At 35.5% G+C, this 14,246-nt stretch carries 9 protein-coding genes; 6 read left to right on the top strand and 3 right to left on the bottom strand.

Going from position 1 to position 14,246, the window contains the following annotated elements; genetic code table 11:
• Positions 1-3: 3 nt before the first annotated feature.
• The 5 genes from ACSLUO_RS11720 to ACSLUO_RS11740 all read left to right on the top strand — a co-directional run bounded on the left by ACSLUO_RS11720 (position 4) and on the right by ACSLUO_RS11740 (position 7,773).
• Entirely contained in the window at positions 4-1,716 is a 1,713-nt protein-coding gene (locus tag ACSLUO_RS11720; protein WP_448248720.1) for an ATP-binding SpoIIE family protein phosphatase, read from the top strand.
• Between the two features lie 349 nt (positions 1,717-2,065).
• Positions 2,066-3,220 (top strand): response regulator, encoded by a 1,155-nt coding sequence (locus ACSLUO_RS11725; protein WP_448248721.1) that lies wholly within the window; start codon positions 2,066-2,068, stop codon positions 3,218-3,220.
• Positions 3,217-5,394 carry a hybrid sensor histidine kinase/response regulator gene (locus ACSLUO_RS11730; protein ID WP_448248722.1) on the top strand — a complete coding sequence of 726 codons (2,178 nt, stop codon included), beginning with the start codon at positions 3,217-3,219 and terminating at the stop codon, positions 5,392-5,394. Before ACSLUO_RS11725 ends, ACSLUO_RS11730 begins: the two co-directional genes overlap by 4 nt.
• 248 nt (positions 5,395-5,642) lie before the next feature.
• Positions 5,643-6,440 (top strand): response regulator, encoded by a 798-nt coding sequence (locus ACSLUO_RS11735; RefSeq protein WP_448248723.1) that lies wholly within the window; start codon positions 5,643-5,645, stop codon positions 6,438-6,440.
• Between the two features lie 31 nt (positions 6,441-6,471).
• Positions 6,472-7,773, top strand: a complete 1,302-nt coding sequence (locus ACSLUO_RS11740; RefSeq protein WP_448248724.1) for a diguanylate cyclase — start codon at positions 6,472-6,474, stop codon at positions 7,771-7,773.
• Between the two features lie 46 nt (positions 7,774-7,819).
• Here ACSLUO_RS11740 and ACSLUO_RS11745 read toward each other — a convergent pair whose 3' ends face one another.
• Together ACSLUO_RS11745 and bglX are read right to left on the bottom strand one after the other, a co-directional pair.
• Positions 7,820-9,640, bottom strand: a complete 1,821-nt coding sequence (locus ACSLUO_RS11745; protein WP_448248725.1) for a glycoside hydrolase family 3 protein — start codon at positions 9,638-9,640, stop codon at positions 7,820-7,822.
• 69 nt (positions 9,641-9,709) lie between these two features.
• Positions 9,710-11,905 carry a beta-glucosidase BglX gene (gene bglX / locus ACSLUO_RS11750; protein WP_448248726.1) on the bottom strand — a complete coding sequence of 732 codons (2,196 nt, stop codon included), beginning with the start codon at positions 11,903-11,905 and terminating at the stop codon, positions 9,710-9,712.
• A 347-nt stretch (positions 11,906-12,252) separates the two neighbouring features.
• On the opposite strand from bglX, the gene ACSLUO_RS11755 reads away from it, so the two are divergent.
• Complete coding sequence (locus tag ACSLUO_RS11755) at positions 12,253-13,728, top strand: MFS transporter (protein ID WP_448248727.1); 1,476 nt, start codon at positions 12,253-12,255, stop codon at positions 13,726-13,728.
• A gap of 144 nt (positions 13,729-13,872) precedes the next feature.
• Here ACSLUO_RS11755 and ACSLUO_RS11760 read toward each other — a convergent pair whose 3' ends face one another.
• On the bottom strand, positions 13,873-14,088 hold the full coding sequence (locus ACSLUO_RS11760; protein WP_448248728.1) for a DUF1653 domain-containing protein: 216 nt from the start codon (positions 14,086-14,088) through the stop codon (positions 13,873-13,875).
• Positions 14,089-14,246: the final 158 nt, after the last annotated feature.

The following is a 14,246-nucleotide window of genomic DNA, read 5'->3' on the forward strand; positions in this document are numbered from 1 at the left end:
CTTATGTTGAATGTTAAACATGGAAAGTTAGCCTTAGTTGTTGATGATTCTGCTATGCAATGTAAGTTGCTAAGTGTTTTATTGATTGAAGAGGGCTATCAAGTTGTTACTGCCAATGACGGCGCAGAAGGAGTAGCAAAATATATCGAACATCAGCCTGATCTTGTGCTGATGGATATTAACATGCCGATAATGAATGGTTATCAAGCGACTCGAAAGATAAAAGAAATATCAAAAGGTTCGCTAGCTCCGCTAATTTTCATTACCAGTTTAGACACCGACAAGGCCTATATTGAAAGTATTGATGCCGGTGGTGATGGTATTTTAGTTCGACCATTTTCACCTGAAGTATTTAAAGCAAAAATTAAATCCATTCAACGAATTAGTGACCTATATAGCCAAGTAAAAAGCTTACAACAAGCGCAACAACAAGATGCTGAATTAGCTGAAAAATTAATGTCTGGTGTTATTGAATCACGTAATTTTTCGGTTGATAGAATAAAAATTATTAAACAAGCGGCAACCTTGTTTAGTGGCGATATTCAATTATCCGCACTTTGTCCTAACGGTGATGTTAATGTGCTATTAGGTGATTTTACCGGTCATGGATTGAGGTCATCAATTGGCGCAATACCTCTGGCTGAAACCTTTAGAGCGATGACAAAAAAAGGTTTCTCAATTTATGAAATTATTTCGCAAGTTAATTTACAGCTGTATAACTTATTACCACAAGACTTATTTTTAGCTGCCGCTTTTGTCAGTATTTCAGCACATGATAAATCAGCCTATATTTTCAACGCAGGTTTACCCGACGTTTATTTAATTAATAACCAAGGTCAGATAAATGATGTGATTTCATCATGTCATCCCCCTTTAGGAGTAATGGCTAAGCTGCTCCCTGATGTTGGTGTATCGGTGAAGTCAGTAGTTGATGATGACAATATCGTTATGATCAGTGATGGCATTATTGAGGCGAGAAATAGTTTGGGGGAAATGTTTGAACAACATCGCTTTGAAAGTGCGATTATTGAAGGCGCGAAACAAGGCGGTATCGCTAACTATTTAATGGCACAAGTGAGTGAGTTTTGCCAACAGGTTCCACAAGAAGATGACTTGTCAATTATCGAGCTACCTTGTGGGGGTTGGGAAAGCGAGAATGTTCCCGTTGCGTTTAATAATATAAGTCATTTAGATGCAGTTTCGTTTATTGACCAGCCTAATTGGTTTTGTAGCTTAACCTTAACCGGTGAAAAGTTAGCTAATGTTAACCCGATCCCGATTATTATGAATCAAATTCAAGATATAGAAGGCAGAGGGGAACACTGGCAGGTTGTTTATACTATTTTTACCGAACTTTTTACAAATGCTTTAGATCATGGTGTGCTAGGTTTGAGCTCAGACTTAAAAGACTCTCCAGAAGGCTTTGCTCAATATTTTGCTGAACGTCAAACACGATTAAACCAATTAGTTGATGGTGATATTGATATTTATGTTGAGTTATACCAGTTAAAAAATGTTGGTAAAATTGTGATAAAAATTAAGGATAGTGGCAAAGGTTTTAATATTAGTAAATTTATAAACAAAACGTCAGAGCAAAGTGTCAATAAAAAGTTAAGTGGTCGTGGTATAGAATTAGTTAAACAATTATCTAACTCGGTTAATTATTATGAAAACGGTACTTTAGTTGAAGCGTCTTTTTTATGGGAAAAACCTTAAGCTTAAAGCTTATTATAATTTTTAATAAAAATGCCTAATTGCTTCGCTATGACATGCTAAAAGGTGTTTATGTCATTTGAGTTTTTTATCCTTTCTATAAATGTATACTTCTAACTAGCTTTTTATCGCTAAATTCTGTTAATAAAAAATATCATATCCTGCCCCTATATATCGATTGGGGTTGTCTTTTTTACCACCGAATTACGAAATAATTATGAGTAAAACTTATTTTATTTAAAGATAAATAAACTTCGATTTGTGTCTTAAAAAAATTGCACTAATATTAAGTTAAGTATTGGTTTATAAATAAAAAACTATCGATAATTTTGGTATATAGGGAAGTAGTTAAATGACACAATCACGGATATTAATTATTGATGATGACGAAGTATATCTAGCGTTATTAAAAGAAGCTTTAGAAGATCATTATTTTGTCCAAACGGCAACTAGTTTAGTTGAAGCTGATGCAATCGTGCATGAATGTGAAAATTTTGATATTGCTTTAGTAGACGAATTTATTGGTCAAGAGCATGGTTCTACTTGGATATCTAAGAATAAAACAAATCAAACAGCGGCAAAATCTTTTGTTTTATATTCGGGATTAGCAACAGAAGAGGCGATTCTTAATGGTTTGTCTTGTGGTGCCGATGATTTCTTGTCGAAACCCATTTCATTATTTACGCTGGCGAATAAACTATCAAAACTTATTGATTACCAGTGCCGCATTAAAACATTTGAAAGCGAGCTAAAATCAAAAGATAACGTGATTAACATATCGATGGCACAGGCCTCTAAATATGGCAGCTGTATGCAGTTAACGTCGCGACTTAATCAATGTTTTAGTCTTGAAAAAATAAGAGATGAAGTTTTTTCTTTTTTATACAGCATGAATTTAAAAGGTTGTATTTCATTTTATCCGCTTGATTGCCAACCCACATTTTACAGTTCAACCAATGGCTATTGCTCCCCGGTAGAAATAGATGTCATGAAATTACTTCATGAAAAACCTCGTCTGTTCCGATTTGGGCCACGTACTATTTTTAATCACACTTTAGTCTCGATTCTTATCTTAAATTTAGAAGAAGATAGTGTTGATACGGATATTTATATCGACGCACTAGCGTCGGTAATCGAATGTATTGGCGCTCGAATAGAGTTTTTAATTTACAAAGATGCTTTGATTGGTGTGCAAGAACAAATAGCGCAAGCCGTTCACAAAACGAAAAAAATGGTAGAAATTTCAAAGCATCATCAACAAGAAATTATGAATGAAATTGTCCAGAACATTGGTACCAGCTTTCATGTCCTTGATATGAATGAAGAGCAAGAAGAATACTTAATGAATCTTGTGCATAGCGCGTTAAAAAAACATTCTCAAGATGATATTAATTTTATGGAAGTCACGGGCTTTTTAGATCAAGCTTTATTAAGTGTCGAGCAGCTTAAAACACTTAACACCGAAGTTTCAGAAGTGTTAATTGAAGAAGAGGATGAGTTGTTTTGAGTCAGTCTATTTCGTTAAACATCAATGATATTCCTTTGCCTGCCATTGTTGTTGATGACAAAGGAATTGTTCTCGCGATTAATAATACTTTTATTGAGCGCTCTCATTATCAAAAAAAATCATTAATTAATAAGCCATGTTCGCTATTTTTACCTGGATTAATTAGCGATAATTTTTCTCAAGCCTTAAGTAAAACAACAGAAAATGATCTGTTGGATTTTGTCCAAAATGATGATGATTTATTAGGTAAAGTCAGTATTAATAAATCTAAGTTGGCTGATGAATATTTATTATTATTTGATTTTATCGAATCAACAACGTATTTAACCCCTAATCGCTTAAGTACAACTAAAAGTCAATTCTTAAAAGTATCGCCAGACAAATCATATAAATTGTTGCAAGAACAAAATCATTATCTTTCCTTGTATGAAAAAATGAATGATTCAGGTTTTTGGCGTATTGATTTTAACGATAATTCACTTTTTTGGTCTGAAGGTATTTTTAGAATACATGGGGTTGATGAAGAAACGTATACTCCATCAACTCTAAATTATTTAGATTATTATTTACCTGAAGACAAAAAAATCATTCAACAATGCATTGAAAAAGCAATTAAAGATAAAACAGGCTTTGTTTGCAAAGGTACTATTGTTCGCAGTGATAATACGCGGGTAAAAGTTGAATCAATTGGTGAAATTGAAGTTGATACGAATGGTAATGTTGTTGGTATTATCGGTGTCTTTCGTAACATCACTAAACAAGTTCAAAATATTGAAAAGTTAAAGTTATTAGCCATTGTTAATTATACTATCAGTGTGCCTATCTTTTTTATTGATGAAAAAGATAACGTTATTTATCAAGATCTAACCCCGTTATGTATCAATGTACCCTCAGGTTTATTTAGTTATCTTAATTTCAGTATTGAAGAGTATATTGATTATAAAAAGAAAGCGAGAGAGCAAGGACAAGTTAAAGAAAGTAACATCAGTTTTGATCAATACAATACCGTTTATGATTTTTCAGTGACTTATGAGCCCGATGAAAAAATTTATATTTGGATTGTTGAAAACGTCACCGAAAAATTCCGTAAAGAACAACAGCAAATGATCAGCAACCGCTTAACATTATTAGGTAATACGTTTGGTAATGTTTCTCATGATATCAACAATGTGCTTGGGGTTGCTTTAGGCTCCGTAGAAATGCTGGAGCTAAAATTATTAAAGGGCGAAAAAGATATTGTCAGTTATGTTGACCGAGTTAAAAATGCGATAGATAAAGGAAAATCAATCACTGAACGTTTATTAGCTTTTACCCGAAAACAAACTGTCAAAATTGTTCAATTTGATCCTGATAAAGATATCATGGATAACCAATATTTATTTAAACAATTGTTATTAACGACAATTAATCTCAAATTTAAGCTGTCAAAAGAAGTATGTATTATTAAATTTCCACAAGGCGAGTTTATTAATATTTTACTTAATATTGTGCTTAATGCTCAAGATGCTATTCAAGAACAAGGCACTAGCGGAGAAATAATTATATCAAGTGAGTTTGTTGGCGGTAACCGTTACGTTGTTCATGTAAAAGACTCAGGCGTAGGTATTGAATCTCATCTATTAAGTAAGATATTCGACCCTTTTTATAGCAGTAAGTCCGTTAATAAAGGCAATGGTATTGGTTTAGCTAATGTTTACAATACTATGTATAAACATAACGGTGAAATTAAAGTGCAAGGTCGTAGTGATATTGGTGGCGCGCAATTTTCACTTGTTTTTAAAGCGGAATTATTAAAAAAAACTAGAGTTCCCAAAAAAGTCATTAAAGAATTGAATCTATTAAATAAAAATGTCTTAGTGCTAGATGATGAAGAGAGTATTGCTGACTTTGTTGCCATGTACATAGAAAACCAGGGGGCGAATGTTAATTGCGTTAACTCAAAAGAAGAGTTAATGCGTTATTTAGCATTATCACAACCGGTTGATATTTTTATTACCGATATGATCATGCCTGACTTTACCGGTAAAGAAGCTGTTGAACTTGTGTTAGCGCATAATAACAATGCCACAATATACTCTATGAGCGGCTATATTGGCCAAAAAGAACAAGAGTGGCAATACCCAGTATTACGAAAACCGTTTAACTCATCTGAATTATTAGAATTCATAAGTTAGTATGTTTTTCTGTCCAACCAATAGCTAATTTTCAATATAGCAGCACATTAAGCTGTTGTTTTAGCTGAACACTATACCTAGATGACTTGGGTGTGAAAGAATTTTAGGTTATTGTACTATTTTCTCAATCATTAAACGTATTTTAATGCTTAAACTTATGTTTTAATGAAAGCGTTTCTGAATTAATTGGTTCAATACTAAAGCGTGAGCGTGAAAGCGTGCTTTTTGATAATTGAGAGGATATACCATTGCCGTTGCCTAAAAATATAAATATTTTATTAGTGGAAGATAGTCGTATTAATCAAGCGGTGATGATGGGCATTTTATCGTCTTGGGGTATGTCGGCTGATATTGCCAATAATGGTCAGGAAGCGATAGAAATTCTAACAAAACAAGAAGATTTGTTTTATCACATAGTGTTAATGGATTGCCAAATGCCGATCATGGATGGCTATGAAGCTAGCCAAGTGATCCGTTCTGGTCAGATACAAACACTTCCACATGATATACCTATTATTGCCATGACCGGCAATGCGATGGAAGGCGACAAAGAAAAGTGTTTAGCCGCAGGTATGAATGATTATTTATCAAAGCCTGTTGATGCGACTATGTTGTTGGAAAAAATACAGCACTGGTTAAATATAGCGAATACAAATTCAATAACGGAAACAAACGTTGACCAAGCAGCAAGTGTTGTTCTAACTGACAGCGACACTTGGCAATATAATCAATTATTAGTACGCATGAGAAATAATCAAGCTATGATTAAAAAACTGATTGAATTGTTTATTGAAGATAATGGACAAGTAAAAGCACAGTTAAAACATGCTATTGAGCAAAATAACTTAGCGGAAGTAAAAAGCATTGCACATAAAATTAAAGGCTCTGCGAGAAACTTAAGTTTTATTAATTTAGGTGATACGTTAAATGCGATTGAATTATCAGCAAAAGAACAAAAAGTTGATAATTTATCTGAACTTTATCGACAATTTATTAGAGAATATGACAATTTAATGCCATTATTAACCAAGTATATAACTAATTGATAAATCATGATAATGATAGGATGTGTTAAGCATGGCAAATGACCCCATGTATACAATTTTAGCTGTTGATGATGCTCGCGATACGTTAATGTTAATTGACTTTGACTTGACTGAGCATGGTTATAAAGTTGTTACCGCAGACTCAGGCGAGAATGCATTTATTCAATTAAGTGAGCATGATGTTGACTTAATATTGCTTGATATTTATATGCCAGGTTTATCGGGCCTTGCAACCCTCGCTAGGATCCGTGAGCATGATAAATATGACAACATACCGGTTATTATGTTGTCGGCATCTAACGACGAGGACGAAATTGTTCATGCCTTAGATCTAGGTGCAAGTGATTATGTTACTAAACCCTATATTACCAAAGTGCTTTTAGCTCGTATCCGTAACGCAATCCGCTTGAAAGAAAAAAATATGGAGCTAGAGCTAATTGCTAAAACTGATTTTTTAACCGGTTTGAGCAATCGTAAAAACTTTGATGAATACGCCAATAAAATGATCACACAGAGTAATCGAACACATGATTATCCTGTTGTGATTGCTATGTTTGATATTGACTTTTTTAAGAAGGTCAATGATACCTACGGGCATGAAGCAGGTGATATTGTTTTACGAAGTTTTGCTAAAATTTTAACTACCAATTTTAGAGATTATGATTTAGTTGCTCGCATTGGTGGCGAAGAGTTTGCAGTTTGTTTACCTAATACTGATCTGCATGAAGCTATCGCGGCATGTGAGCGCTTTAGAGTACAAGTTGAGAACTTTCAATTTCCGATCACACCTGATCAAAGCAAAGTTATTCAAATAACCACGAGTGTTGGACTTGCTGCTAATCAAAGTAATATTCAAACATTAGAAGAGTTAATGAAATTAGCCGATGAAGGCTTGTATCAAGCAAAATCAGAAGGTAGAAATAAAGTGGTGAATAATTCAGATGTTGCGGAAGAGTTAAACTCACAAGGTAACAATCAAGAAAAATATCCAGGCATTGAGCTTTCTGTTGGTTTAAAAAATGTGTTGGATGACGAAGGATTATTTAACGAAATTTTGATCATGTTTTATCAAGATCATGGTGAAGATGTAGATAAACTAAGGAAAGCACTGGCAAGCCAAGATGTGTTAACAGCTAAACATTTAGCACATACCCTAAAGGGCGTTGCCAGCTCTATAGGTGCTATTACCCTGTTTGAAAAAACCAAGATACTTGATGAAGCGATCAATGCTAATGAAGACTTTGATATTTTAATGAGTCACTTTGATTTGGTGGCGATACAATTAAATATTGTCCTCAATGGCATTAAAGCTCAATTAAATGATAGGCTTTAGTTGTATCTTTAAACGGTGTTTTATTTGCTGTTTATTAAAGGATTAATTATAGCCCATAACCATACGGAAATAATGGCTGATAATCGGCATCACCAATATTAAGCGTTGGGTGTGACTTTTTAGGCCAAGTAAAAGATAATTTACCTTGAAAAGAGTAGTCGCCAAATAATACATCAGCGACACCTTCACCTTCAGAGCCGGGTAACCATGCGGCGATAAAAGCCGATGACGCCGCTAATTCTTGGTTAATTAATAAGGTTCGACCAGAAAGTAAAATCACAACCACTGTAATACCTTTATTTTTAATATTATTAATGGTTTTTAGATCTTCTGGATGAAGCTGAGCTAATGCTAAAGTACGGCCATAAGGTGACAAAACATTGAGTTTCCCTTGTACTAATGAACCTGTTTCAATAATCGTATCATTACCTTCTCTGATATCACCTAAACCTTCGGCATAAGGGGTTTCACCAATAACTACCACGGCAATATCGTGAAGGTTTGGATCTGCATCTTCGGCATAAGGCTGCTTGCTTAATGTTGCATTTTTGGCTTGTTTTTTGATGGCTTGCCAAATACTAGTAGCACCTAATAACTCTTTATTATGGTTAAAACCTTGCCAATTTATGGTGAAGCCACCACATTGGTTTGCTAAACTATTTGCGCTTTTTCCTGCAACTAATATTTTTTGATTTTTATTAAGCGGCAATGTGTTTGTTTCATTTTTTAATAAAACGCATGATTTTCTTACGGCTTCTCGGGCAACATCTCGATGCTTTTGGCAACCAATAATATTTTTCTTGGCTAATAGACGATTTTTCGGGCTAGGGGAGTCAAATAAGCCATACGCAAATTTTACCGTCAGTATTCGTCTGACAGCGTTGTTAATACGATTAATAGAAACTGAGCCTAACTCAACATGGTGTGTTAAGTGTTCAATGAATAATTGCCAATTCTCCGGCATCATAAACATATCAATGCCAGCATTTACGCCTTGTTCGACCGCTTGATAAAAATCATCGGATAAATAATCAATGCCTTCCATATCAGAAATGATAAAGCCATTGAAGCCCATTTTTCTTTTTAAGGTATTAATTAACAGCATTTTATTGGCATGGCATTTTTTACCATTCCAGCTGCTAAATGACGCCATAATGGTCAAAACACCAGCTTTAATTGCATGGTAGTATGGAGCAATATGAAGCTTGTCTAATAACTCAAAGCTTAACTGGGTATTGCCTTGATCAATACCATGACTTGTCCCGCCATCACCAATAAAATGTTTAGCACAGGCAATTACGCCTTGCTCTGAAAGATCGCCTTGTAAGCCGGCAACTAATTTTTCAGCATATTGGCAGACAATAGCAGGATCTTCTGAAAAGCTTTCGTAAGTTCTGCCCCAATGGTTATCACGGGCGACTGCTAAATTTGGGGCGAAAGTCCATTCGACGCCAGTTGCTAATACTTCGTTTGCGGTTACTCGAGCTATTTTTTCAATTAACTCAGGATCTCTCGCTGCCCCTAAACCAATATTATGTGGAAAAATGGTCGCATGTTTAAGATTATTATGGCCATGAATGGCGTCAACCCCATAAAGTGTTGGGATCGCGAGATGTTTATCATCATGCATCATTGAAGCTTGCCAGTAAGCTTCATTCATTGTTAGCCAATCATTAACATCATTATTGCCAGGAGCCGAACCTGCGCCACTTAATACAGAGCCAATATGGTGTTTTTTAACTTGCTCAGGTGTGCAGCTTTGGCGTTCTACCTGAGTCATTTGACCGATTTTTTGAGCTAAAGACATTTGGGCTAAAAGTTTCTCAACTTTTATTTTTATCGACTTATCTAGCAGTTTTGATGACATAGTATTTTCCTACTGAACGCGATGTTTTATCTGTCTTCTCTCGGTAAAACCAAATTGGCTTTTAGCATGTTATTGTTGAGACATAATTAAAAATTCGGTTGATAATTGAGTGGTTGAATCACCACCAACGTAAATAATAAACTTGCCAGGCTCAACAACCGACACCATTTTATTATTATAAAACGCTAATTCGTTATGGCTTAATTGAAATGTTAACGTTTTGGTTTGTTGTTTTTCTAACATAACACGTTGAAAGCCCTTTAGCTCTTTTACTGGCCGAGTGACACTAGCAACGGGATCTCTGATATAGAGTTGCACTATTTCTTCGGCGGCATAATTACCAATATTAGTTACAGCAACAGAAACGTGAATGATTTCATCAAGTTGATATTCGGTTTTATCAATGTGCAAGTTGTGATAGCTAAATCGGCTATAAGAAAGACCAAAACCAAAAGGAAATTGTGGCGAAAAATGCGTGTCTAAATGGGTTGCAGTCATGCCCAATGAGGTTTGCTCAGCGCGGACATCAATATCATTCATATGAATAAATGTGGCATCGCTAGGGGGCTTTCCTGAATTTTTATGGCTGTAATAAATAGGAATTTGGCCAACACAACGTGGAAAAGTAACGGGTAATTTACCCGATGGAATTTGTAAACCAAATAATAAATCGGTGATCGCAGGTCCTGCCATTGAGCCTAGATGCCAAGTAAATAAGATGGCATCCACTTTATCAATAACTTGGGTTAACGTAATAGGGCGTCCTGCCATGATCACAAGCACAATAGGAGTGCCTGTTTTTGCTATTTCGTCAATTAATTGCGCTTGTTTCCCTGGTAAATTAATGTCAGCACGGCAATGTGCTTCACCGGAAAGAATTGATTCTTCGCCCATAAACATTAGTGCAACATCGGCTTGAGCGGCTTTATTGACGGCATCAGCAAAGCCTTCAGTTTTAGTAGACCTAGAGGTTGATAATCCTTGAGAAAATTCTATTTTAGCATGGCTACCAACCAAGCTTGTTAGTGCCGATAAACAACTAATACTGTGTTTTTCTTCACCGTCAAATATCCAAGTGCCTAATTGTTCATAACCATCATCGGCTAATGGGCCAATAACGGCAATATTGTTAAGCTTAGATGTGGAAAGTGGTAAGGTGTTGTTTTGGTTTTTTAATAACACACAACTTTTGGTTGCAAATTCTTTTGCTAACAATAAATGCTCATGGTTAGCTAATGGCGGAAATTGCTCTGTTTTTGTATAAGGCTGGTCAAATAAGCCTAATTGCTCTTTTAAAGATAAAATATGGCCTACCATTTGATCTATTTGTGCAACGGTAATTTTACCTTCATCAATCAGTTCGTTTATATTTTGCTGATAAGTATGGCTAACCATTTCCATATCAATACCAGCGTTAATTGCTTCATAAGCCGCATGTTTATCATTTTCAGTTAAACCATGAATACTTAACTGCGAGATAGATTCCCAGTCACTGACAACCATGCCATTAAATTGCCATTCAGTACGGAGAATATCTTTCATTAACCACGCATTACCTGAGGCGGGAATACCATTTAAATCGCTAAATGCTGACATAAAAGTGGCAACACCGGCATTAATTGCTGATTTAAATGGAGGGAAATACACATTTCGTAATTCATGCTCAGAAATATTGGTGGTATTGTAATCACGACCACTTTCAGCCGCACCATAACCGGCAAAATGTTTAGCACAAGCGGCAATGGCACCGGTTTGGCTTAAATCGTCTTGTTGAAAGCCTTTGATCATAGCATTACCTAATTGTGAACATAGGTAAGGATCTTCACCTAAACTTTCGGCAATTCGCCCCCAACGTGGATCGCGTGTTATATCGATCATTGGCGCAAAGGTCCAATTAACACCAATACTTGCTGCTTCAAGCGCAGCTATTTCAGCACTCGCTGCAACAAGCTCAGGCGACCAAGTTGCCGCTTGTGCTAATGGAATTGGGAAAATGGTTTTAAAGCCATGAATAACATCTCGGCCAATTAATAATGGGATCCCTAAACGGCTTTCTTCAACAGCAATACGCTGTAATTCATTAATTGTATTCGGCTCAACTTCATTAATTACAGAGCCCACAAGACCTAAACGAATATTGTTTGCTAAATCTTCAGTTATTTGGCCATGACAGCCAGAAACTTGGCTCATTTGTCCTGCTTTTTCAGCAAGTGTCATTTGGCTAATTAAGTGTTTAAGTTTTATGCTTAGCGTGTTTTTTGTCATTGCATTTCTTTAAGGATTATTGAGTATTATCACTACGCTGTTGTCAGCGGAAAGTTTGATCACTGCTAACTATTATTGTTACAGCATGATTATTCAAATTAAATAAGACCAGATGGACTAAATTTAAGTTAGGGCGGATTTTTTTAAGGGATTTTCGAATATGCTTGGTTTTTAGCTATTAGATAACCGCTTTGTCGTTGTATTTGTCCAACTCATCGTTTTTATCTGTATACACTGATAAAAAAAGTTATGGTAAAGGTGAATAATAAGAATGGTTAATGAAAACAAGTTAACAAAACAGTTCGCAATAACAAGCATATAACAGCAACATTAAATTGGGTTTATCCATGAGTCAGATAGAACAACAGCCAACAAAATCCACCGATAAAATTTCTGTTATGCAAAAATTTATCTATGGTTTAGGAGCGTTAACCAATAATTTATTAGGTGCTGCTATTGGCGGTATGGCCATTGTTTTAAACCTAGGTTTAGGAATGAATCCTGCTTTGGTGGGATTACTCGGGGCTTTACCTCGGCTCACCGACGCATTAACTGATCCTTTAATGGGGTATATTTCAGATCATACCAAATCGAAATGGGGACGCCGACGTCCTTATATTTTTTGTGGTGCAATATTAGCAGGTATTATTTTCGCTTTGTTATGGCAATTCCCACAAGGTCAAAGTGAACAGTTTTATTTTTGGTTTTTTCTTATCGGTTCCATTTTATTTTATCTAGCTTATACCGTATTTGCCACGCCCTGGGTGGCGTTAGGTTATGAGTTAACACCTGATTATCATGAACGTACTCGGATCATGGCGGTGCAAAATTTTATGGGACAATTTGCTTGGATTGTTGCACCTTGGTTTTTATGGTTTATGCAATCAGATCTGTTTTTTGACAATATGATCCAAGGTGCAAGTTGGTTAGCCATTATTATCGGTATTTTTACTGTTTGTGTTGGTATTTTACCCGCAATTTTCTTAAAAGAGCGCAGTAAGCAAAATCCAACTGCAGAGCAATCTCCTGTAGTAGCTGTGGTTAATGCCGCTAAACAGGCAGCTAAAACACCTGAACATTCAGGCAGCTTTAAAGGTTTTTTTAAAGGCTTTTTAATCACCATAAAATTTAAACCTTTTTTAAGTTTATGCGCCGCGACATTTCTCGTTTTTAACGGCTTTATGTTGGTTTCATCATTTCAAACTTATGTCATCATTTATTATGTTTTTGGGGGGGACCAATCGTTAGGAGCTGAGTACGCAGGTTGGTCTGGTACCGTTTCTGCAATTGCGACATTTTGTGTGATCTTTTTAATCACGAAAATTTCAACAATTATTGGTAAACGCCAAGCTTTCTTTCTAGCAACTGGTATTTCTATCATTGGTTATGCATTAAAGTGGGTTTGTTATACTCCTGAAAACCCAATGTTAATATTAATTCCACCTATTTTTATTGCCTTTGGTTTAGGTGGATTATTTACTTTAATGGGCTCAATGGTTGCCGATGTCTGTGATCTTGATGAACTTAATACCGAACAACGCCGTGAAGGTATGTTTGGCTCTATTTTTTGGTGGGTGGTTAAACTCGGTATGGCGTTAGCTTTACTTGCCGGTGGATTTTTATTAAATGCTACTGGTTTTGATGTTGCTTTAGCGCATCAGCAATCGTCAGAAACTTTATTTTTAATGCGAATTTTCGATGTAATTATTCCTATTATCACTTCATCTATTGCCATTTGGATGGTTGCAACTTATCCAATTACCGAACAAAAAGCGCGGGAAGTCAGAGAAGCGCTTGAGCAACGCCGTGGTAAATTAGCTTAGCGTTGGTTTAACTGGTCAGTATAATTTTTAACAGTTTGTATGGTGTTAGTACAAGCGCTAGTCAGCCCGATTCATTTTAAATGAATCGGGCTTGAACGCGTATTGAGCTGATAGCTTATGTACAGATAATTAATAACTCGCGTGTTATTCTTTAATAAACCGAAAACGTTTTAACTGTTTGCCGTCACGCTCGATTGTTTCATCAAACATGCTTAAGGGTCTGACCCAAATGTCTTGTTCACCATATTGTGGTTGATATACAACCATTATTTCTTCTGTTTCGCTATGGGTAGCCAAGTGCAACACACGATAAAAATTACCTTTAAAGTGTTGGTACATGCCTAAAGGGATTTTGTTCATATTATTTTTCTATGGTTATTTGTTACGGTTATTTGCTAGGGTTAACTTGTCGGTAGTTAGAGTATCATTTTTGGTGATAACTTTGTATTTTACCGTACAAATAACAATAAACACTGTTTTAAAGCTGCTAGTTTTATAAGCTTAAAATAGCCACTGGT

The sequence above is a fragment of the Thalassotalea agariperforans genome (genome assembly GCF_053470345.1).